At 69.4% G+C, this 21,332-nt stretch carries 22 protein-coding genes; 11 read left to right on the top strand and 11 right to left on the bottom strand.

Annotated features, from left to right (window positions below; all coding sequences use genetic code 11):
- The 4 genes from ACQP2T_RS53470 to ACQP2T_RS53455 form a co-directional block, all read right to left on the bottom strand.
- Window positions 1–1,152, bottom strand: a complete 1,152-nt coding sequence (locus ACQP2T_RS53470) for an FAD-dependent oxidoreductase (RefSeq protein ID WP_433512463.1) — start codon at window positions 1,150–1,152, stop codon at window positions 1–3.
- Window positions 1,153–1,161: 9 nt separating this feature from the next.
- On the bottom strand, window positions 1,162–1,860 hold the full coding sequence (locus ACQP2T_RS53465) for a TetR/AcrR family transcriptional regulator (RefSeq protein ID WP_433512462.1): 699 nt from the start codon (window positions 1,858–1,860) through the stop codon (window positions 1,162–1,164).
- 43 nt (window positions 1,861–1,903) lie between these two features.
- Window positions 1,904–3,352 (bottom strand): ATP-binding protein, encoded by a 1,449-nt coding sequence (locus ACQP2T_RS53460; RefSeq protein ID WP_433512461.1) that lies wholly within the window; start codon window positions 3,350–3,352, stop codon window positions 1,904–1,906.
- A 187-nt stretch (window positions 3,353–3,539) separates the two neighbouring features.
- Window positions 3,540–4,298 carry a hypothetical protein gene (locus tag ACQP2T_RS53455; protein WP_433512460.1) on the bottom strand — a complete coding sequence of 253 codons (759 nt, stop codon included), beginning with the start codon at window positions 4,296–4,298 and terminating at the stop codon, window positions 3,540–3,542.
- A 120-nt stretch (window positions 4,299–4,418) separates the two neighbouring features.
- Here ACQP2T_RS53455 and ACQP2T_RS53450 point away from each other — a divergent pair, with 120 nt between their 5' ends.
- Window positions 4,419–5,282 (top strand): hypothetical protein, encoded by an 864-nt coding sequence (locus ACQP2T_RS53450; protein WP_433512459.1) that lies wholly within the window; start codon window positions 4,419–4,421, stop codon window positions 5,280–5,282.
- A gap of 12 nt (window positions 5,283–5,294) precedes the next feature.
- Here ACQP2T_RS53450 and ACQP2T_RS53445 read toward each other — a convergent pair whose 3' ends face one another.
- From ACQP2T_RS53445 to ACQP2T_RS53430, 4 genes are all read right to left on the bottom strand, one after another.
- Entirely contained in the window at window positions 5,295–6,134 is an 840-nt protein-coding gene (locus tag ACQP2T_RS53445; protein WP_433512458.1) for an LLM class flavin-dependent oxidoreductase, read from the bottom strand.
- The gene (locus ACQP2T_RS53440; protein ID WP_433512457.1) at window positions 6,131–6,961 is read right to left on the bottom strand and encodes a GNAT family N-acetyltransferase; all 831 of its coding nucleotides are present in this window, start codon (window positions 6,959–6,961) and stop codon (window positions 6,131–6,133) included. Before ACQP2T_RS53440 ends, ACQP2T_RS53445 begins: the two co-directional genes overlap by 4 nt.
- 79 nt (window positions 6,962–7,040) lie before the next feature.
- A complete protein-coding gene (locus ACQP2T_RS53435) occupies window positions 7,041–7,349 on the bottom strand; it encodes an STAS domain-containing protein (RefSeq protein ID WP_433512456.1) in 309 nt (102 codons plus the stop codon).
- A gap of 73 nt (window positions 7,350–7,422) precedes the next feature.
- Window positions 7,423–8,835 (bottom strand): LCP family protein, encoded by a 1,413-nt coding sequence (locus ACQP2T_RS53430; protein WP_433512455.1) that lies wholly within the window; start codon window positions 8,833–8,835, stop codon window positions 7,423–7,425.
- Between the two features lie 105 nt (window positions 8,836–8,940).
- On the opposite strand from ACQP2T_RS53430, the gene ACQP2T_RS53425 reads away from it, so the two are divergent.
- Window positions 8,941–9,957, top strand: coding sequence for a glycosyltransferase family 2 protein (locus ACQP2T_RS53425; RefSeq protein ID WP_433512454.1), 1,017 nt, complete (start codon window positions 8,941–8,943; stop codon window positions 9,955–9,957).
- 38 nt (window positions 9,958–9,995) lie between these two features.
- Here ACQP2T_RS53425 and ACQP2T_RS53420 read toward each other — a convergent pair whose 3' ends face one another.
- Window positions 9,996–11,387, bottom strand: a complete 1,392-nt coding sequence (locus ACQP2T_RS53420; RefSeq protein ID WP_433512453.1) for an SDR family NAD(P)-dependent oxidoreductase — start codon at window positions 11,385–11,387, stop codon at window positions 9,996–9,998.
- A 95-nt stretch (window positions 11,388–11,482) separates the two neighbouring features.
- Here ACQP2T_RS53420 and ACQP2T_RS53415 point away from each other — a divergent pair, with 95 nt between their 5' ends.
- The 7 genes from ACQP2T_RS53415 (at window position 11,483) to ACQP2T_RS53385 (ending at window position 18,114) form a co-directional block, all read left to right on the top strand.
- Window positions 11,483–12,946, top strand: coding sequence for a CDP-alcohol phosphatidyltransferase family protein (locus ACQP2T_RS53415; protein ID WP_433512452.1), 1,464 nt, complete (start codon window positions 11,483–11,485; stop codon window positions 12,944–12,946).
- Window positions 12,943–13,566 carry a DUF5941 domain-containing protein gene (locus ACQP2T_RS53410; RefSeq protein WP_433512451.1) on the top strand — a complete coding sequence of 208 codons (624 nt, stop codon included), beginning with the start codon at window positions 12,943–12,945 and terminating at the stop codon, window positions 13,564–13,566. Before ACQP2T_RS53415 ends, ACQP2T_RS53410 begins: the two co-directional genes overlap by 4 nt.
- Before the next feature lie 79 nt (window positions 13,567–13,645).
- On the top strand, window positions 13,646–14,377 hold the full coding sequence (locus tag ACQP2T_RS53405) for a phosphocholine cytidylyltransferase family protein (RefSeq protein ID WP_358431821.1): 732 nt from the start codon (window positions 13,646–13,648) through the stop codon (window positions 14,375–14,377).
- A 28-nt stretch (window positions 14,378–14,405) separates the two neighbouring features.
- Window positions 14,406–15,446, top strand: coding sequence for an iron-containing alcohol dehydrogenase family protein (locus tag ACQP2T_RS53400; RefSeq protein WP_433519948.1), 1,041 nt, complete (start codon window positions 14,406–14,408; stop codon window positions 15,444–15,446).
- Window positions 15,424–16,191, top strand: a complete 768-nt coding sequence (locus ACQP2T_RS53395; RefSeq protein WP_433512450.1) for a CDP-alcohol phosphatidyltransferase family protein — start codon at window positions 15,424–15,426, stop codon at window positions 16,189–16,191. Before ACQP2T_RS53400 ends, ACQP2T_RS53395 begins: the two co-directional genes overlap by 23 nt.
- 187 nt (window positions 16,192–16,378) lie before the next feature.
- Window positions 16,379–17,263: a glycosyltransferase family 2 protein gene (locus ACQP2T_RS53390; RefSeq protein WP_358550948.1), complete on the top strand. Its 885-nt coding sequence runs from the start codon at window positions 16,379–16,381 to the stop codon at window positions 17,261–17,263.
- Between the two features lie 59 nt (window positions 17,264–17,322).
- A complete protein-coding gene (locus ACQP2T_RS53385; RefSeq protein WP_433512449.1) occupies window positions 17,323–18,114 on the top strand; it encodes an ABC transporter ATP-binding protein in 792 nt (263 codons plus the stop codon).
- Here ACQP2T_RS53385 and ACQP2T_RS53380 read toward each other — a convergent pair.
- Entirely contained in the window at window positions 18,111–18,824 is a 714-nt protein-coding gene (locus ACQP2T_RS53380; RefSeq protein WP_433512448.1) for an acetoacetate decarboxylase family protein, read from the bottom strand. The two genes, ACQP2T_RS53385 and ACQP2T_RS53380, sit on opposite strands and share 4 nt — an antisense overlap.
- Window positions 18,825–18,952: 128 nt before the next feature.
- Here ACQP2T_RS53380 and ACQP2T_RS53375 point away from each other — a divergent pair, with 128 nt between their 5' ends.
- Both ACQP2T_RS53375 and ACQP2T_RS53370 read left to right on the top strand, forming a co-directional pair.
- On the top strand, window positions 18,953–19,375 hold the full coding sequence (locus ACQP2T_RS53375) for an RNA polymerase sigma factor (protein WP_433512447.1): 423 nt from the start codon (window positions 18,953–18,955) through the stop codon (window positions 19,373–19,375).
- Window positions 19,368–20,315, top strand: a complete 948-nt coding sequence (locus ACQP2T_RS53370) for a hypothetical protein (RefSeq protein ID WP_433512446.1) — start codon at window positions 19,368–19,370, stop codon at window positions 20,313–20,315. Before ACQP2T_RS53375 ends, ACQP2T_RS53370 begins: the two co-directional genes overlap by 8 nt.
- On the opposite strand, the gene ACQP2T_RS53365 is transcribed toward ACQP2T_RS53370, so the two are convergent.
- Complete coding sequence (locus ACQP2T_RS53365; protein WP_433512445.1) at window positions 20,312–21,277, bottom strand: glycosyltransferase; 966 nt, start codon at window positions 21,275–21,277, stop codon at window positions 20,312–20,314. The two genes, ACQP2T_RS53370 and ACQP2T_RS53365, sit on opposite strands and share 4 nt — an antisense overlap.
- Between the last annotated feature and the right edge of the window lie 55 nt (window positions 21,278–21,332).

Raw genomic sequence — 21,332 nt, 5'->3', positions numbered from 1 at the left:
TCAGTGCTCCGCCACGGGTACGCCGGCGCTGCCGAAGAAGTCGACCATGGCGCGCGGCGAGTCCGGGGCGAAGCACATGTCCAGACCCTGGGCGGACCCTTCGGCCGAGGCGGTCGCGCGGGGGAACATGGCCGTCTCGTACTGGGTCAGCGCGGCCTCCACGTCGTCCCCATGGGCGACGATGGCCAGCGCCAGTTCGGCACCGTCGAGCAGGGCGAGGTTGGCGCCCTCGCCGGCGTACGGCGACATCACATGCGCGGCGTCGCCCACCAGCGTCACGCCGGGGATCCGGGGCCAGGAGTGGCCGGTCGGCAGGGCGTAGATCAGTCGCGGGACGATCGTGTCGTCACAGTCGCGGATGAGGTCGGTCAGTTCGGTGCTCCAGCCGGCGAACTCCTTGAGCAGGGCTTCGCGGGCCGCGGACGCGTCGGACCAGTCGACGCCGGAGGTGGCCGTCCAGTCCTGCGGCACCCGTAGTGAGGCGCCCAGGTGGATGTCGGTGCCGCCGTGGCCCATCAGGGCCTTGTCGTCGGACAGGGCGAACATGCTGCCGGGACCGACAACGGTGGCCGACTCAGGGTGGCGTGTCGCGACATCGGTGAGTTGCAGCTCCAGATAGGAGATTCCGCAGTATTGCGGGGTGGCAGGCGAGACCAAGGGTCGTACCTTGGACCAGGTGCCGTCCGCGCCGATCAGCAGGTCGACGGTGGTGCTGCCGCCGTTGGCGAAGGTCAGCTCGGGTCGGCCGTCGGCGAGCCGCCGGGCCGCGGTGACTCTGTGGTCCCAGGCGATACGGCCGGGGTCGAGGGACTCGATCAGCAGGTTGCGCAGTGCGGCCCGGTCGATTTCGGGGCGCCCGCCATAGCCGCCCTCGGGCTCGTGGTGGATGAAGACCGTGCCCGCTTTGTCGAGGACGCGCAGGGTCTCGCCCTGTGGCTGGGTGAGCCGGCGGAACTGCTCGTAGAGGCCGGCTTCGCGCAGCGCGTACTGGCCGGACTCCTCGTGCATGTCGAGGAAGCCGCCCTGGCCGCGGGCATCGGCGGCGGACTCGCCCTCGTACACGGTGGACTCGATGCCGTGCATCTGCAGGACGCGGGCCAGGACCAGGCCGCTGAGGCCGGCGCCGACGATCGCGATGGAACGTGCGGACATGCTGGGCTCCTATGTGTGCGGGGTGTTGGCGGCGAGGATGCCGTCGACCAGGACGTGGAAGGCCCAGTCGGAGCGGCTGGCCCCGTCGCCCGAGATGAGCTCGGCGCCGAGGCCGGCGATGCGCGGGTAGCGAGCCGGATCCGCGGCGGCGATCTGCTCGCCCAGTGCGGAGAGGTTGGCGGCCTCCTGGGCCGCCGATCTCGGGCTGTGCTCGACGGCGGCCGCGGTCGGATAGAGCAGCAGGAGATCGAGGCCCCACGCCGCCGCCCGGCCGGTCACGCCGCCTTCGCCGAGCAGGGCGAGGACCGCCTCGACGAGCGCCATGTAGTTGGGGCCGCTGGGCTGGGTGGAGAGCGCCATCCTGGCGATATCCGGATATTGGAACAGCACGTCGCGGTAGCCGTTCAGCAGGGCCTTGAGGCGGTCGCGCCAGGTCCCGGCATCGGGGGCGGGCACCGTGATCGAGCCGAGCAGGGCGTCGAGGATCTGGGCGTGCAGGTCCTCGGTGTTGCGGACGTAGACGTAGAGCGAGGCGGGCCCGGTGTCGAGGGCGATGGCGATACGGCGCATCGTCACCTTGTGCAGGCCCTCGTCGCGCATGATCGTCAGCGCGGCGTCGATGATCCCCTGCCTGGTCAACGCGGGTTTGGCCGGGCGTTCCCGTCGGCTGCGGGGAGGCTGCTGCCGGGCGCTGTCGTTCGGGCTCATGGAGGGCACGTTATCACGAGCATGTTCGTAGCGAACATGTTCGTCATTGGAGTCCGTACAGCCGCTTCAGATCCATAAGCACCACGTCGGGGCGAGAACCTGCTGCCTCAATGAGGTCGGGAGTGAATCCGGTGGCGGAGAACAGGGCGATGACCGTCTCGGTCGTGCCCCAGCCTTCCCGCGTCAGCAATTGGCGGATGGCGTCGAGGCGTTCGAGGTCGGGGAGTCCACGGCGAGCGAGTGTCGCCTTTGCTTCACCGATCAGGCGGACGCGGTCGCCGTCGGTGGCGAGCACATCGATGTCGTGTTTCGCGCGTCCCCGGTCGTACTGAACGCTGCCGAATCCGACCTGGCCGAATCCGACGGGCCGACCGAGTTCGTCAGGGGCGAAGCGGTGCACCCATTCGCGAGCGAGCTCCTCGAAGTGGGGGCCGAGAATGTTGGATCTGAAGGTGGGCGCGGCTTCTCGCCATACGGGGTCGACACGGCCTAGTTCGAGTTGGCCGAGGCGTGGGGTCGTGATGAGACGGTCGAAGCGGATGATCGGATCACAGACCGAGATCGTCGGCTTTCCATTGCGGAGCAGGTCGTGTGCTTTGGTGAGGTAGCCGGCGGTCTCCAGGACACTGATCGGGTAGCGGACGGCGTTGTTGTCGCGGCCGATCGCCGCGCCGATTTTCGCCGGGGTCCGGGCGCCCTGTGCGACGGCGCTCAGGATGTCGTAATACGCCGAACGTGCGGTGATCCGCGGATCTTCGCGGAGCAGGTAGTCGACCTCGGTGTGGGTGAACACGCCGATGCCGACGGACAGTAGGTTGTCGGTGACCCAGCCGTCGAAGTCGTCCGCTGTTGTCGGAACGCTGGTCATCAAGGGCCGATAGCCGGGAATGCCGCCCACGCAGGCATGCACCCTGAACGCGACCTCTGGGTTCTGGATCCGCCAGAGCTGAGCGGCTTCGCGGTAGTCCAGGGCATTGAGGCGCATGTCCATCATGGCGCGCCCGCGCAGTGGCTTCGTCCCTGAGAGGAGCGTATGCATGACGCTCAGAGCCGATCCGCAGAGGATCAGCCGCCCTCCCGGCCCGCGGCCTTGCTGGGATTCGTCGTACAGGTGCTGGATGAGTGAGGGGACTTGAGGCGCGTTGGCCATCACATAAGGAAACTCGTCGATGACCACCAGCGGAGGGCGGCCCGCTGGAGCGAGGCGTGCCGCGGTTTCCAGAGCGGCTCTCAGCAGCCGCTCCCACGATTCGGGTGCTGCCTGGATCACGTTGCCCAGCCCGGCGTGCCCGGCGACGGCCGAAGCGAATCGGCGCCGCGCCGAGAGGTCGCCTTCGTCCTGTACACAGGCGATGTAGAGACCGCCTACCGCCTCGCAAGCGGCCGTCAGGAGTTGTGTTTTGCCCGTGCGGCGGCGGCCAGACACGAGACCGAGTCGCAACGAGTCGCCCTGCGCTTCCTGTGGGCCGCTGCCCAACAGGAAGCGTTCCATGGCCCGCCACTGGCGGTCCCTGCCCACGATGGCGGCTGGTTTGCGCATGTGTGACTCTCTTGCTGGGCGTGATCCAGAGGATTAGCGTAAACCAGTTTACGGAGAACCACGTAGATCAACTTGCTGAAATAAGTGTAAATCCATTTACGCCTCTGGCGTGCCCACAGTGCCGCCGGTTGGAGGGGGCCTACTTGGCGAGGATCCGTACGTCTCCCGTGCCGCTCCTCGCGACGATGGTCCGGTCGCTCTCCGTGCTCTTGATCTCCGACCGCTCGCGCCCGTCCTGGCTCTGCGTCGTCACCCGATAAGCCCCGTTGGGTACGGTCGCCGTCACCCAGCCGTCCTTGGACAGGAGGTCCACGTTGGACGGGGGCGTGGCGAAGGACAGGTCGATGGCGCCGGTGTTCGAGCGGACGCGGACGTTGGGGGATTTGAGGCGTTCGCCGGTGATGGTGGCGTCGTCGCTCAGGAGGCGGAGCTTGCCGGAGGTGTCGTACGCCTTGATCGAGCCGCCGTTCGAGACGTCCACGTCCTGGGTGAGGTTCTGGAGGATGATGCCGTCGTCGTCCCCCTCGACGACGAGGCGCGTCCCCGGCGGCACCTTGACGTGGTAGCGGGCGCCGCAGTCGCCGAAGACCACGGTGCAGTTGGCGCTCAGGCGGAGGGTGCCGTCCCTCAGAGACCACGACGCGTTGCCCTCGTTGGTCGCCTTGCCGCGGAGCCAGCGTTCCACCCGCACGGTCGCGCCGGTGCCGGGCATGATGCGGAGGCCGCCGAGCGAGGACTTGATGGTGAGCTGGGGGCCGCTGTACGGGAAGGACTGGGTGGTGTGCACCTCTTTGGCGTCCAGCTCTATTGAGCATCCAGTCAGTGTGATGACTCCGGCCAGCCCCGCCAGCGCTAAGGCGGTCAGGGGTGCCTTGGGTGTTGTCGTGGTTCGCCTCATGTGGCGATCGTGGCTTGGTGGCCGGGCGTCGCCATCGGCCATTCGGCTGATTGGGCATCCGCCGTTCGGTCGCCTTTGCCGTATTCACATACTCTGTTGAACGGTGTATTGTGCCGTGCCATGATCAAGAGATCCACTCTGGCTCTTGTGGGGCTCGGCCTCGCTGCGGGCTGCGCCGCCGCTCCGCCGGTGGCCCCCGTCGTCGTGAGCAGCGGTAAGGCGGAAAAGCCCCGGCAGATCCAGACAGTCGTGGCGGACTGCATGAAGCAGCGCGGCTTCAAGTACGTCGCCTGGGTCCCGGAGGTGAAGATCTCCGAGGATGCCGACAAGGCTTATCTGGGCGACTACGAGGCGATGAAGAAGGAGCGTACGGAGCAGGGCTTCGGGGTCTTCGTCGGCTTCGTCCACCCCGAGCAGCAAGAGAAGCGTGTTCTCTGGCGCGAGTCGGACAGCCCCAACTTCACCATCAAGAACCAGCTGTCGCCCGCCCAGCGGGCCGCCTACGGCAAGGCGCTGACCGCGTGCAGATCGCAGGGGCTCCAGCAGGTCACCGGCAAGGTCGTCACGTCCGACGAGGACCGGGCCAAGCAGGAGAACGAGCTGATCGCCCAGCGGCTGGACCGCGACCTCAACGCGGACCCGAAGCTCGTCGGGCTGGCCTCGGCCATGGGCGACTGTCTCAAGGGCAAGGGACGCCAGGTGGCCTCCCTCAGGCCGGTGGACATGAGCCGGCGGGGTGGCCAGGAGTTCGAGGCCCAGAAGCAGCAGATCGCCCTGAGCGATGACATTCCCGATAAGGGGCTGCCCGCCGGGCAGTACTACGAGCCGCGTATCCCGGTGGAGACCGCCCGGCAATACCTGAACAGGGAGATCAAGGCCGCGCTCGACGACCTGGAGTGCGGCAAGGACTTCTACGCCGCCTACCTGCCCAGGAACGCGGAGATCGTGCGGCGGGTGGAGGGCGAGTTCGGCAGCGGCAGCTGATAGACGAAACCCTTACAAAGCCGCCAAGAGCTTCGTCACATGTGACAGCGGATCCGCGCCGAACGGTCGTACCGCCACCGTCTGGGCGCCCGCCGCCCACATCTGCCGCACCATGTCGGCGGCCTCCGAAGCGGAGCCCCTGGCCATGACGACCTCCTCCGGCCGTACCTGGAGGAACCCGGCCTGTCCCACGGCGACGTCCCAGGTCGCCTCCCGCGCGTCGGGGCCGATGTACAGGTGGATGAAGGTCACCACCTCGTGGTCGGCCGGGGCGCCGATGTGGCCGATGAGGGCGGGGAGCTGCTCGGGGCTGAAACCCTCCGGGAGGATCGTGCCCTGCGCCACCCGGCCCGACAGGGCGAGGGAGCGTGGGCCGAGGACGCCGGCCAGGACTGGCGGCGGTTCGGCGGGCGGATGGACCAGAGAGACGCCGTCCAGGTGTACGGAGCGGCCGTGCAGGGTCACCGTCTCGCCCCGCAGGAGGCCGCGGACCGAGGTGATCGTCTCCTCCAGGAGCGCCAGAGGTGACGGGGGCGCGACGCCCACCTGGCGCATCCAGTCGCGTACGCCGTGGCCGATCCCGGCGGCCAGGCGGCCGGGGTGGAGGCGGGCCAGGTTGGCCAGCTCCATGGCCAGGAGCATCGGGTTGCGCAGGGGAGCGGGGGTGATGCCGATGCCCACGCGCAGGCGGGACGTGGCCGCCAGGGCGGTGGCGGCCGAGGAGATGGCGCCGGTCCAGCCCAGGTCCTCCACCACCCACAGGTCGTCGACCGTCGTGCCGTCCAGCTCCTTGGCGAAGGGGATCAGCTGCTCCGGCGGCAGGGCGCGGTCGAACATGACACCAAGTTTCAAGATCTCCTCCAGTAATAGCGGAAAAGTCGGCCGACCTCCGCATAGCCCGCGCGCCGGAACGCGTTGGCCGTGGGGGTGTTGCCCACGTCCGTGGCCGCCACGATGCGTTCGACGCCCGTCTCGGCCAGCGTCGCGGTGCCCTTGGCCAGCAGGTCGTTGACGTAGCCGTGGCCCCGGTGCTCGGGCACCACGCCGATGTAGGCGATGGAGTGATCGTCCGGCGCCACCAGCCCCACCGGGTCATCGCCCAGGTAGCCGACGACGAACCAGTCGGGCTTGCCCTTGCGGTTGACCAGGTCGTCGTACATCCACCGGGCCTCGTGCTCGGCGCCGGCCGTGGCCAGCTCCACCTGCGTGTCGTAGTCGAGCGACCCCTCCGAGATGCGTACCAGCAGGTCGAGTACGGAGGCGGCGCCGAGGCCGCGGGCGGGGCGGTAGGTCAGCCGGCCCGGATCGACCGGTACGTCACTCCCGGCCGCCCATTCGAGCATGAGCCGTTCGACCTCCATCGCGAACCCGGCGCCGAGCAGCGCCTGGTGTTCGACGGCCCGGTCGACGAGCGGGGTGAGGCCGGGCTTGAGGGAGATGTCATGGATGATCTTGTCCAGGCCCATCTCCGACAGGCCGCGGCGCAGCAGGCCGGCGGCTCGGTCGGGGTCGGGGCCGGGCTCGAACTGCCAGGTGATCACCGGGTCCGCGCCGCGGTAGGGCGCCCAGAACGCCAGCCGCGCCGGGCCCTCCGTGAAACACCACTCCGGCCGCGTCTTGCCCTCGTCGAAGGCCGCGGCCAGTTGACTGCGGGCAGGCTCGGGGAACTGATCGAACAACGTGAATGGCTCCCTACGAGAGCGCTGGAAGATGCGCGCAGAATGTCATGAACATCGTTTAGCACATCCTGCTCGATCTTCAGGCCGCCGCCCCGAGCGCCGCCCGCGCCTCCAGCAGCGACGAGCACGTCTCGAAGTGCCGGTCGAGGTTCGTGATCGTCAGCAGATGACTGATCATGCCCGGGGCGAGCACCAGGATGAGCCTGCCGTGCGCGTGCTGCACGTGGTTGTGGGTGGCCACCAGCACACCCAGCCCCACGGAGTCGCAGAAGGGCACGTCGGACAGATCCAGCACCAGTTTCGGGGGGTCGGCGGAGGCCAGTACCTGGTCGAGCGCGGCTTGGAGGCGCGGGGCGCCGGCCACGTCGAGGTCTCCGACGGCATGCAAGACAGTGAGCGGTTCCTCTCGCCACGACCTGACCACCATGGCTGTCACGTGCCCGAACGGCTGGCGGATATGCCTATTTCTTACATATGTTCTGGGTCGCCGTTTTAGTTACAGGCGTAGTTGTGGGCTTGGCGCTTGGTGTGGTCGAGGTCTTCACTTTACTGATCTTCGGCTGGTCGCTGCCGACGATCACCTCGATGCCGTCCTCGTCCATCTGGACGAGATCGGCGCCGGGGATGGCCGCGGCGACCGTGCGGGCCGAGTCCTCGCGACCGGGCCCATAACGTACGACCGTCTTCTTGTAGTCCTTGCGCTTGGTGTTGCCCGGCGTGCCGGACACGTGGAACCCGGCGGCGACCAGCGCCGTCTTGGTGCGGGCGCCGAGACCGGTGATGAGCGTGCCGTTGAGCACCTTGAGCGCGATCCGATCCGGCGGAATGGTGGGCTTGGCGGAGGGGGAGGACGAGGTGGACGAACTGGGAGAGGGGCTGGGCTTGGACAGGTCCTCGTCGGCCTTGATCCTGGCGAACAGGTCACGAGACGCCTGCTTGTCCCAGAGCACCGCCGACTCCCCGGTCGGCGCCTTGAAGTCCACGTTGGCCAGCGGCACGTCGGCGAACTTCACGTTGTCCAGCGAGACGTCCCTGAGCTGGGTGGCCAGCCCGATCAGGTCGTCGTCGGGGTCGACCTTGATCGTGCTCAGCGTGGAGTTGACGAAGGAGTTGAGCCGGGCCGGGTTCGCCAGCGTGCTCGCGCTGAGCGCGCGGTTCAGCAGCGCCGAGATGACCTGCTGCTGCCGGTCGATGCGGTCGAGGTCGGAGCGGGCGGTGGCGCGGGTGCGGGCGTAGCCGAGCGCCTGGATGCCCTTCAGTTCGTGGGTGCCGGCCGCGAGGTCGAGCCCGGCCTTGGGGTCCTTGATCGGCACGGGCGTGCAGACGGTGACGCCGCCGAGGGAGTCGACCACGTTGATGAAGCCGAGGACGTTGACCTCGATGTAGCGGTTGATCCGCAGCCCGGTGGCCTGCTCGACGGTCTGGCGGGCGAGCTTGGGGCCGCCGAACTGGTAGGCCGAGTTGATCTTGTGATTGCCCTTGCCGGGGATGGTCAGCCAGGTGTCGCGCGGCAGGCTCACCACGGTGACCCTGCTGTGGTCCTCCGACAGGTGGATCACCATCATGGTGTCGGTGCGCTGGCCCGACTCGCGGCCCAGCTTGAGCTCGTTCTGCTGCTTGCGGGTGAGGTCGTCGCGCTTGTCGACGCCGACGAGCAGGATGTTCATGGCGCCGCGGGGGGCCGCCTCGGTCACGCCCGCGTCGACCGTGCCGATCCGCGTCGGCGCCGCCCACACCACGCCGGTGCCGGCCAGGACGCCCACGGACAGCACACCCGAGAGGATCAGATTCCGGCGCCGGGCCTTGGCGCTCTTGAGCGGCCTGCGCGTGCGCCTGCCCACGAGCTTGACGCCGCCGTAGGCGTCGCCGCCCACGTGTACTCCAGCGTCCTCCTCGCCCGGGTCGCGCATGCCCTGCCCCCCTCGTGCCACCGCGGGATTGCCGTCCTCCCCTGCTCGTACAGTAGCGTGAGCCCCGCCATGAAGCAGTTCCCCGACTCGCCGCACGCGCCAGCGGAGACGCACGGCTGGCCGCCCATCTCCGTCGTCATGCCGGTCCTCAATGAGGAGCGGCATCTACGCGAGGCCGTAGATATGGTCCTCGCCCAGAGCTACCCAGGTGAGATCGAAGTCGTTCTCGCCGTGGGGCCCTCACATGACCGTACCCAAGAGGTCGCCGACGCCATCGCGGCGGCCGACCGGCGGGTGACCGTGGTGCCCAACCCCACAGGTCGCACGCCCAACGCGCTCAACGCCGCCATCGGTGCCTCCCGCAACGGCATCATCGCCAGGGTCGACGGGCACGCCATGCTGCCCTCCGACTACCTGCGCGTCGCCGTGGAGACGCTGAGGGAGACCGGCGCCGACAACGTCGGCGGCGTCATGGCGGCCGAGGGCATCACCCCGTTCGAGAAGGCCGTCGCGTGCGCGATGACCTCCAAGATCGGCGTGGGCGCGGCCGCCTTCCACGTGGGCGGCACGGCGGGCCCCGCCGACACCGTCTACCTGGGGGTGTTCAGGCGCGCGGCGCTCGACCGGGTCGGCGGCTACGACGAGCACTTCCAGCGGGCCCAGGACTGGGAGATGAACCACCGCATCCGCCAGACCGGCGGGCTGGTCTGGTTCCAGCCGCGCATGCGGGTCTCCTACCGCCCCCGGCCCAACGTGAAGGCGCTGGCCAAGCAGTACTTCCACTACGGCCGCTGGCGCCGGGTGGTCTCGCGCACCCACGAGGGCACGATCAACCTGCGCTACCTGGCGCCCCCCGCCGCGGTGCTGGCGATCCTGCTCGGCCTGCTCGTCTCGCCGTTCTTCCCCCTCGCGCTGGTCGCGCCCGGCGGCTACGCCGTCGCGATCGTGGCCGGATCCGTCCTGACGGGCAGCGGGCTGCCGGGGGCGGTGAAGGCCAGACTGCCGATCGTGTACGCCGCCATGCACATGTCCTGGGGCTGGGGCTTCCTCACGAGCCCGCGCAGACTCGCCCGACCGCCGCGCTGAACCTGGTCAGCCCCTCCGGAAAATCCGGCCTGAGCGGGTCAGGCGTCGTTCAGGCGCACGTCTATCACTTGCCCGGTCAGGTCGGAGATGAGGACGTCCAGCGAGGTCTGGGCGACCGCGCGCGGTGAGAGCAGGGTGTGCGGCGGCTCTTCGCCGAACGCGCGCTCGCGCGTGGGCGTGCCGGTGCGCTCGGGGTTGACGCAGTTGACCCGGATGCCGTCGGGGGCCCATTCGTCGGCGAGCGCCTGCGTGAGGTTGACGACGGCGGCCTTCGCCGAGGAATAGAGGCTGTAGTCGGCCCGGCCCCTGGCGTAACTGGAAGAGGTGTAGAGCAGCAGACGGCCCGCGCTCTCGCGCAGGTACGGGTAGGCGGCGCGGGCCACGTTGACCGGGCCCAGGTAGTTGACGCCCACCGTCTCGGCGATGGTCTCGTCGGTGACCTCGGCGAGCTTGCCCATGTGCAGCACGTCCGCGGTGTTGACCACATAGTCGATCCGGCCCACCTGTGCCAGCGCCTTGGCCACCTGGTCGTAGTCCTCCACCCGCACGCCGTTCTGGGTGCGCGAGAAGGAGTGCACGCGGGCGCCGTGGCCGGTGGCCAGCTCGACGACGTCGGCGCCGATGCCGTAGCCGCCGCCGAAGACCACCATGGTCCGGCCGTCGAGCGCCTCCCGGTAATCCCTCGGATCGGGGACGGGCGCGCTGGTGGCGGCCAGCTGGAGGAGCTTGTCGGCGATGTACACGTCGACCGGATGGGTGATCTTCATGTTGCTCTCGTTGCCCGGCACGATGTAAATCGGGACGTCGGGCAGGTAGCGCAGCAGCACGCCGCAGTCGTCGGTGGCCGGCCGCCGGTCGAATTCGGGGTCGGCGAAGGCCCGCTCGTACGCCTCGCGGATCAGCGACAGGCGGAAGCACTGCGGCGTCTGGACGCGCCGCAGCCGGGATCGGTCGGGAATGTCGTGGATGGTCTCGCCATGGGGTCCGGGGGCGGCCACCACGATGGTGTCGGAGCTCGGGATCGCCACGCCTACGGCCGAATGCGTCTGCAGGGCCCTGACACACTCCGTGATGATCCGGGGCTCCAGGAGGGGCCGTACAGCGTCGTGCAGGAGCACGTTGCACTCCCTCGGGCCCAGGGCCTTGAGCGCGCGCCACGTGCTCTCAGGACGGCTCGCACCGCCCTCGACGATCTGACTGACCTTGTCGAAACCGCCCCTTTCCACGATCTCCTTGACCGTGTCGGCGAAGCCGGGGGTCATCAGCACCACGACCTCGTCGATGTCCGGCGAGCCGTTGAACAGGGCGAGCGTGTGCTCCAGAATCGTCCTACCGGCGATCTTGATGAGCTGCTTGGGGGTGTCGAGCCCGACACGCTGACCCACGCCACCTGCCAGGACCACCCCTACTGAGCGCAGCCGAGATTCCATAGGGGGAGCGTAACGGTCCGGTTCCGTGATATCGCGTTGCCCTGTCGCTACGCTGTGTCCACGCACTCCCTCGCGACCGGGAGGAGACCTGCGCCGTGACCGATTCACTGACCCGCGAGAGCACGACCACCTCGGTGGTGCTGCTCGCCACGACGCCCGCCTGCAGACTGTCCTGTGCCGACGGCACGCTGCTCGACCGGCTCAACGGCCAGCTGGCCGAGCTGTCCGTCCTCGACGTCCAGGTGGTGTCGCCGAACGACGGGCTCGGCGGCCTCAGCACCGACCTGCGCGGCGTGGCCAAGCTGGCGCGCGCCGCGCCGGGGACGCTGGTCGTGCTGCCCGCCGACCTCGTCACCCACACCGAGGCACTCTCGCTGCTCCTGGAGCATCCCAAGCGCGACACGAGCGCCCTGGTCTCCTACGACGCCACCGCCGCGCCGATGCGGCCGCCGGTGCGGGTCGAGGGCGGCAAGATCGTCGCGGCCGGCAGCTCCTTCCACCTCGTGCCCGAGGCCAACGCCACCTTCCGCGGCGTGCTCCAGGCCGGTCAGGCCGACCTGATCGCGCTGGCCGACGTCGCCGAGGAGCTGGCCGACCTGGCCGAGACCGGCAAGCTCGGCCCGGTCACCACCGTCGAGGCGGTCGACCTGCTGCTGGTGGGCCTGGTCAGATCGGGGGTGAAGGTACGCGCCGCCGGGATCGGGCAGCTCCACTGCGACCGGGTGACCGGCCAGGTCTCGGCGGACACCGCGGTCAACAGGCTCGCCGACGTCGACGAGTCCCAGGTACGCCTCGACACCTCGGTCAAGGCCGACGACGGCTTCGTCAGCACCTACCTCGTCTCGTCCTGGACCCGCCACCTCATCCGCCCCGCCGCCCGGCTGAAGCTCACGCCCAACGCCGTCACCGGCATCTCGATCGGCCTGGCCGTGCTGTCGGCGGTCTGGTTCGGGGCGGGCAACCGCGGGGCGCAGCTCGCCGGGGCCGGGCTGCTCTACCTGTCGTTCGCCTGCGACTGCCTCGACGGCCAGCTGGCCCGCTACACCCGCGCCTTCACACCGCTGGGCGCGTGGCTCGACAGCATGGCCGACCGGCTGAAGGAGTACGTCGTCTATGTGGGGCTCGCCTTCGGCTACGCCGCCGGGCTGCCGCTGAGCAAGGGCGGCCCCGACGGCATCTGGTATCTCGCCGTCGCCGCGATGATCCTGCAGACGGTACGGCATTCGATCAACTACTCCTTCGCGGGCGGGGTGGCCGACGCGAACCGGGCCGGCGCCCTGGGTGCCAAGCCGGTGAGCTCGCTGCTCAACTCGGCCGAGGGAGAGCACCACGGCGTACCCAAGCCGGGAGTCCTCCGCCTGGCACACCGCATGGAGCGAGAGAAGGTCCTCCGGTGGATGAAGAAAGCGATCGTGTTGCCGATCGGGGAGCGGATGGCGCTGATCGCGATCACCGCCGGCGTGTACAACGCGCGGGTCACCTTCGTCGCGCTCCTCGGCTGGGGCGGCGTGGCGACCGTCTACCTGCTCCTCGGCCGGATCGCGAGGTCCGCGCGATGACCTCGGTGCAGATGACGCCCGTGCCGAGCAGCAACGTCGTGGCCTACCGCGACGACGGGCCGCTGTCGCGCGGCATGGGCGCGCTCGTGTCCGGGCAGCTCCCGCCGCTGCCCCCGCTGATCGCCGGGGCGTTCGTGATCGGCGTGCTGCTGCTGATCGGCGTGGCGGGGTCCGACGGGCTGGCGGTCTTCGCGCCGGCCGTGACGCTGCTGCTGGCCGGGCCGGGCAGCTCCCATCCGCATGACGGCCGCATCGACTGGCTGGTGCCGCCGATCCTGCGGCTGATCGAATACACCTTCATCGCGGCCTGCGGCTTCGCCCACGACGTGCCGCCGGTGCTGATCTTCGTGCTGCTCGGCGCGCTGGCCTTCCACCACTACGACCTGATCTACCGCCTGCGTCAGCGCGCCTATCCGCCGCCGTGGCTGAGCACGTACGGGCTGGGCTGGGAGGGGCGGATGATCGTGATCTCGCTGGCGGCGATCGTGGGCGTGGTGACCGGCGGGTTCGTGCTGCTCGCCGTATATCTGTGGGTCCTGTTCGGGTGGGAGAGCCTCACCTGCTGGCTCGCCACTTCTCCGTCGGGGGTGGCCGCGACCGCCACGGAAACGCGAGACTAACGGTCGATTACCCGGTGAGGGCCAAAAGCCAACTAACCTTTGGGTCCTACGGAGTAGATGCTCGACTGAGGAGTGCACGTTGCTGGGAATGGTGCTGGCCGCTGGAGCCGGACGACGCCTGCGACCGTACACCGACACGCTGCCGAAGGCATTGGTGCCGGTCGACGGTGACACCACGATCATGGACATCTCGCTGCGCAACCTCGCCGAGGTGGACCTGCGCGAGGTCGTGATCGTCGTCGGTTACGCGGCGCAGGCCGTACACGAGCGGAAGGACGAGCTGGAGAAGCGGCACGGCGTCAAGCTCACCCTCGTGCACAACGACAAGGCCGAGGAGTGGAACAACGCCTACTCCCTGTGGTGCGCGCGCGACTACTTCGCGCAGGGCGCGCTGCTGGTCAACGGCGACACCGTGCACCCCGTCTCGGTCGAGAAGACGCTGCTGTCGGCGCCCGAGACCAGCGACATCCTGCTCGCGGTCGACAACGTGAAGCGGCTGGCCGACGAGGAGATGAAGGTCACCCTCGACGGCGACGACCTCAAGCGGATCACCAAGCTGATGGACCCGGCCACCGCCTACGGCGAGTACATCGGCGCCACGCTCATCCGCCCCGGCGCCGCCGAGCGCCTGGCCGACGCGCTGCGGGCCACCTTCGAGCGCGACCCGCAGCTCTACTACGAGGATGGCTACCAGGAGATGGTGGCACGCGGCGAGCGGATCCACGTCGCGCCCATCGGGGAGGTCGACTGGGTCGAGGTGGACAACCACGACGACCTGGCCAAGGCTCGTACCATAGCCGTTCGCTACTGAGGAGGCGGGCATGCCGCTTCTAGCGCGGATGCTGCCCGCGCCCCTGGCCATCATGGTCAGGCGGGGCGCGGTGGCGGAGCTCGGCGCATTACTGGCCGACACCCGGGTGGCGACCTCCGGCCGGGTCGCCGTCGCCGTGGGCCCCGGGCAGGGTGACCACATCGAGGGCCTGATCGCGCCCACGCTCGATGAGGCCGAGGTGTTCAGGGTGTCCGACGGCTCGGTCGAGGCGGCCGTCTCGCTCGGCGCCGACCTGCGTAAGGGCGCCTACGAGGTGGTCGTCGGCGTCGGCGGCGGCAGGACCATCGACGCGACCAAATACGCCGCCTCGCTGGCGGGCATCCCGATGGTCGCCGTGGCCACGAACCTCTCCCACGACGGCATCTGCTCGCCCACGGCCTCGCTGGTGTACGAGGGCGGCAAGGGCACATTCGGCGTGCCCATGCCGCTGGCGGTCCTGGTCGACCTCGACTTCGTGCACAGCGCTCCCGAGTCGCTGGTCCGCTCGGGGGTCGGCGACGTGGTCAGCAACCTGTCGGCCATCGACGACTGGCAGCTCGGCAACGTGGAGCGCGGCGAGCCCATCGACGGGCTGGCCTGCTCGATGGCCCGCATGGCGGCCGAGGCACTGGTCGGCCGGACCGACTCCATCGAGTCCGATGCCTTCCTCACTGTTCTGGCCGAATCGCTGATTCTGTCGGGCATGTCGATGGTCATCGCCGGGTCGTCTCGGCCCGCGAGTGGTGGAGACCATGAGATCCTTCATGCCGTGGATCAGCTCTTCCCCGGCACCTCCAATCACGGCGAGCTCGCCGGGATCGGTGCCGCCTTCTGCTTCTTCCTCAGGGAGGACGCCGCCCGGCTCAAGCAGGTCACCGACTGCCTGCGACAGCACGAGCTGCCCGTCGTCCCGGCCGACATCGGCCTGAGCGGCGAGCAGTTCGCCGAGGCCGTCACGCTGGCGCCCGCCACCCGTCCCGGCCGCTACACGATCCTGGAGCACCTGCGCATGTCGGAGTCCGAGGTCCGCGATCGGGTGGGGGACTATGTCCGGGCCTTCGGTCGCTGAGATCCGGCGGGTCGCCCAGCCCGCCGGACACCTTGAGCGCAGAAACGGTGAGCACTGGGCGGGCGTGCTCTACATGCGCCGGCTGTCCATCTACGTCACGTGGCTGACGGCCAAGACGTCCATCACGCCCAACCAGCTCACCTGGGTGATGACGCTGGCGGGGATCCTGGCCGGGGTCGTGCTGGCCCTGCCGGGGCTGTGGGCCGCCGTGGGCGCCCTTCTGCTCGTGCAGGTCTACCTCCTGCTGGACTGCTCCGACGGTGAGCTGGCCCGCTGGACGGGCCGCACCTCGCTGGTCGGCGTCTACCTCGACCGCGTCGGCGCCTACTTCACCGAGGCCGCGCTGCTGATCGGGCTGGGCTGGCGGGCGTCGGCCGTGCTGCCCGACTGGTACACCGTGCTCGGCGTCGCCGCCGCGCTCGGCGCGATCCTCATCAAGGCCGAGACCGACCTCGTGGACGTGGCGAGAGCCAAGGGGGGCCTGCCGACCGCCACCGAGGCGGCCGCGGGGCAGCTGCGGTCCGGGCTGCTGGGGCTGGCCCGGCGGGTGGTGGGGGCGACGAAGTTTCACCGGATCGTGCAGCCGATCGAGCTGTCCATGCTCGCGGTCGTGGCCGCGGTGATCGACGCCGTCGCGGGCGATCTGCTCGCCTCACGCGTGTTGCTCATCGCCTGTTTCGTGGCCGCGGTCCTGCAGACCGTCCTGCACCTGGTCAGCATCCTGGCATCGAGGCGGCTTGCGTGAGCACACATCGGAACCGGCGGGGCCCCTCGCTCGTCGTATTGATCGGACGTCCGCAGTTTGGCGGGGGTTCACCTTCGGTTCCGATACGCTTGGCTCCACCAATATCAGGAAATATGCATACCAGCAGACTCGGTGATCATGAAAGAATGCTCCGCCCGTGTTCTCGACGCGTCAGGACGATGACCCGTTGAAGATATCGTGCGTCATCCTCACCATGGGCAACCGGGTCGCGGAGCTGAACCGGGCGGTCGAGTCCGCGCTGCACCAGATCGACGGCGACGTCGAGGTGGTGATCGTGGGCAACGGCGCCGACGTGCCCGAGGTGTCGGCGACGCCACCCGTGGGCTCGTCCGCGACCGTGAAGACGGTCCGGCTCGAACGCAACACCGGCATCCCGGCCGGCCGCAACCGCGGCGTCGAGGAGTGCTCCGGTGATGTCGTGCTGTTCCTCGACGACGACGGCTGGTACGCCAACCAGAAGGTCGTCTCCCACGTCCGCGACCGCTTCGCCACCGAGCCCGACCTCGCGGTCATCTCCTTCCGGGTGATGGACCCCGAAGGCGGCATCGGCCAACGGCGTCACGTCCCGCGCCTGCGCGCGGGCGACCCCGAACGATCCTCGCCGGTCACCACCTTCCTCGGCGGTGCCTCGGCGATCCGCCGCTCGGCCTTCCTCCAGGTGGGCGGCCTGCCGGAGCAGTTCTTCTACGCTCACGAGGAGACCGACCTGGCCTGGCGGCTGCTGGGTGAGGGCTATCGGATCGAGTACGACGCCGAGACGGTCATGTACCACCCGCAGGTCCCGCCGACGCGGCACGCCGATTTCTACCGGATGAACGCGCGCAACCGGGTGTGGCTGGCGCGGCGCAACCTGCCGTGGCCGCTGGCGGTGCTCTACCTGCTCGACTGGGTGGTGCTCACGCTGATCCGGGAGCGCCGGTCCGGGGTGGCGATCAAGGCGTGGTTCACCGGGTTCTTCGAAGGGTTGCGCACGCCGGCCGGCGAGCGCCGCCCGATGGCCTGGCGCACCGCGTGGCGCATGGTGAAGCTGGGCCGCCCGCCGATCGTCTGAGGACCGGCCAGGTTACGGTCAGTCCTCAGACATCTGATGACTGTTGATAGCCTGCGTAGATGGATCCTGTTGCCGGTGGGCCCGTGCTGCGTGCTGTCGAGGTCGATGTGGTGCGCGACGGCACCTCCCTGTTGCGCTCGATCTCTCTGACGGTCGGGCAGGGCGAGCATTGGGCCCTGCTGGGGCCCAACGGGGCCGGGAAGAGCACGCTGCTCGACCTCCTCGGGGCGGTGAAGCACCCCACGCGAGGGGTCGTCGAGGTCCTCGGGCATCGGCTCGGCCGGGTCGACATGCGCGAGCTCCGCTCCTTCCTGGGGCACGTCAATCCACGCCATTCGCTGGAGTCCAGCCTCCGGGTGCGCGACCTCGTGCTGACCGGGGCCACCAACACCATCGAGATCGTCCCTCGCTGGCAGCCCACCGCCGAGCAGGAGGAGCAGGCCCTGCGGCTGCTCGGGATGATGGGGATGGCGCGCAAGGCCGAGGCGCGCTGGCCCTACCTGTCCCAGGGCGAGCGGGGCCGGGCGCTGATCGCGCGGGCTCTCATGCCCAGGCCGCGGCTCCTGCTGCTCGACGAGCCCGCCACCGGGCTGGACCTGGCCGCCCGCGAGCAGCTGCTGGCCGGCCTCGACGTGCTGCGCCGGGAGCACCCGGCGCTGGCCACCGTACTGGTGACCCATCATCTGGAGGAGCTGCCCGCCAGCACCACCCACGCGCTGCTGCTGCGGGAGGGCGAGTGCATGGCGTCGGGGCCGGTGGACGAGGTGCTGACCACCGACCTGGTGAGCAAGTGCTTCGACCACCCGGTGCGGATCAGCCGCGTCGACGGACGGTGGAGCGCCCGGGCCTAGACGGCCATCGCGTCGCCGAAGGTCATGGCGGCGTGGGCGACCGTGGTGGTGAGCAGGGGGCGCTTCGGCAGGCCGAGCTCGCTAAGCTCCTTGGCTATCGGGTGGTTGCCCAGGCGGATCAGCGCGCCGCCGGGCCGTACGCGGACGCCCCGGGCCGTCACCGACCACGGGACGCGCCGCGTCACGCCCTCCCGATGCGTGAAGGCGTCCAGCGGCACCAGCGCGCCCGCGCCCGGCACGGGCAGGCCAGGTCTGAGCAGCAGGTCGAGCACCAGCCGTCCGTCCTTGCGCAGGACGCAGCGTTTGTACGCCGAGTCGAGCCGCAGGTCGATGTCGGCCAGTTCCTTCGGAAAGCCCCAGATGCGCTGGCCCGCGTCCAAGGTGAACTCCTGATCGACCGGTAGCCAGTGGATGAACACCCCGGCCCGCCGCAGATCGCCCAGCCCGACCGATTGCGCCACGCCCGGCGGACGCACCAGGAACGCCACGCCGACCTCGTGGTAGGCGTCCAGATCGCTCTCCCGGTAATCGACGAACACCAGCACGCAGATGGCCTTGCCCGGGAACACCTCGGCCACGTCCAGCCCCGAGTAGGCGATCACCGCCCTGGCGGCGTCGGCCCGTACGGGATACATGACGCTGCAGACCGTGGCGTCTCTCACCTGGACGGGCATGCTCACCGTGCGGCCCTGGATCAGATGCGAAGACATGACTCCAGTACATCAACCGGAAAGCCGTGTGACCATTCCTGCCCCGATCGCGTCTGCTCTGTTGTGACAATCGCAAGAACGCGGAGGGCATCATCATCGAGGAGCTGTACCGAGAGCACTGGGCGCTCGTGTGCGGGTTCCTGTTACGCCGCACCCGCGACCCCCACCTCGCAGAAGACCTGGCCCAGGAGACATTCGTCAAGGCGACCCGGGCGCTGCTCGGCTGGCGCGGCGAGAACGCGGCCGCCTGGCTGCTCACCATCGCCCGCAACGTCCTGGTCGACCACGTCCGGCGCCACCGCCGCGAGCTGGCCCTGCCCGACCCCGACGAGCTCGGCGTGCCCGCGCTGCACGCCGAGTCGCTGGCCGTGCGCGACGCCCTGGAGCGGCTGCCCGAGCAGCACCGCAGGCTCCTCGCCCTGGTCTACTTCGAGGGCTTCTCGCTGGTCGAGGTGGCCGCGATGACCGGCAAGAAGCACGCCACGATCAAGACCGCCGTGTGGCGGGCCAGAGCCGCCTTCGCCGATATCTACGGAGTTCCGCATGACTGACGATGATCTGCTGCCCATGCCCGACTTCGACCGCAAGGCGACCCGCCGGGCCGTGCGGCGGGGCCTCACGCGTACGGCCACGATGGTCCTGGCGGCGCTGGTCGTCCTCGTCCTGATGGCGACGGTCGGCTCCAGCCTGATTCAGCGGCGCGGCGACCGGGAAACGCGCATGACGGATGTGCTCGGCACCGCCTTCAAGATCTACAACCCTGGCTACGACATCGAAGTCCGGGACTGGGGCGCCACCACGCCGCTGTCGATGTCGTTCACCGTTTCCGCCAACCCGGTGCGGGCCGCCGGCGGGTTCGTCGCCGGCTACGGAGGCGCGGAGCACGTCATCACCCAGGACTTCTTCGGCCGTGTGGGCAGGCTACCGCTCGGCAACGGCGCCAACACCACCCTCAGCAGAGCCCTGGCCAACGTGAGCACTGGCAACCAGCCCAAGGACTACAGCCGTAAGGTCCTCGCCAGGCTGCCCGAGCGGCTCAACGCGCTGGCCGTGATCGAATTCGCCAAGCCACTTACCGCCGATGAGCTCAGCGCCTTCACCGCCAGATACAAGAGTTCCGTCGACAAGGTCGTGTTTGAGCGGCGCCCCAGTTCGATCCCCATCACGTGGGGCGGGATGACGACGTGGGACAGAGCCCCGATGCCCGAACTGACGACCATGAAGGACCACGTGATCCAGCCCGATGAGGCGATCAAGCTGGACCTCGCGAACTTCCGGCGCTGGGTGGGCATCCTCAAGGACTACGACGACGACAACCTGCACGACTTCGATCTGAGCCTGGCCCGCCTCCGCAAGGCCGCGAGCGACGGTCTGGCCTTCGCCTATGTGGACTCGCTGGCCACGATCGGTGAGCTGCGGAAGATCATCGAGGACCCGCTGGTCCAGACGGTCCGCCTGGCGGACGTCACCTACGACCTCGAACGGCCCTAGACGGCCAGGGAGTGGGCGGGCACGCTGACGCCGGCCCACCTCTCCATCCTGGCCACGAAATCCGCCGCGTGATCGGGCCAGTGGTGCCGCAGGCGGGCCTCCGCGTGGCCGCGCGCCCCCAGCGCCGTCCGCCGCGCGGGGTCCTCCTTGAGATCAAGTACGGCGTGTACGAGCGCGTCCACGTTGAGCGGCACCACGAGCCCGCACCCGACGCGCTCGGCCATCGAGCCATGCGGTGTGGTGATCACCGGGAGTCCCCGGCCCATGTAGTCGAGGATCTTGGTCGGCGTCCTCGGGCCCGTCTCCTCCGACAGGGCCAGGCCGGCCAGGGCGCCCTCCGCCATGCGCAGGGCATGGCGGTTCGGGACGTACCCGAACCAGTCGAGCAGCCCGACCCGCTGCGCGTCCCGCAGCAGCGGCCGGATCTCGCGGTCGCTGGCGCCGATCAGGTCCATCCTGATGCCGTGCGGGACGAGTCGCTCGGCCAGCCCGATGAGCTCGGAGACGCCGCGCTCGGCGGACAGGCGCCCGATGTGCACCACCCTGGTGTCACCGGGAGGTGGAGGCTCCGCCGACACCAGGGTGGCTTCCGGCACCACGGCGGAGGTGATCACGTGGTGACGCCTCTCGGCGCGGGCCATCTGCCTGGCGGTGACCTGCTCCCGTACATCCCAGACAATGGGCGGGTGGTGGAAGGGCAGGGCGTGCAGCAGCCGGTGGTCGTGCACCATCAGCAGGTCGGCGCGCCTGAGGCCGCGCCTGAGCGCCGCCCGCGCCCGGCCGTAGCCGGCGTCACGCGGCACGTCGATCGCGGTGACGCCCATCGCGGGCGTCACGTTGTAGTAGGTGAAGGGCGCGACGTAGGTCACCTCGTGGCCCGCGTCGAGCAGCGCCCGGATCTGCCTGTGCATGATCCGGGCGTCCTCGGGATGGTGGACGGTGGTGGCGACGCAAACCCGCATGCGGACGATGCTGCGCGGTCACCCGGTCAACGGCGTAAATGCAGGGGGAATTGCC

The sequence above is a fragment of the Nonomuraea sp. CA-143628 genome, from assembly GCF_050942315.1.
In the GTDB taxonomy this organism is placed as follows: Bacteria; Actinomycetota; Actinomycetes; order Streptosporangiales; family Streptosporangiaceae; genus Nonomuraea.
This window is presented reverse-complemented; position numbering and strand designations above follow the sequence as displayed.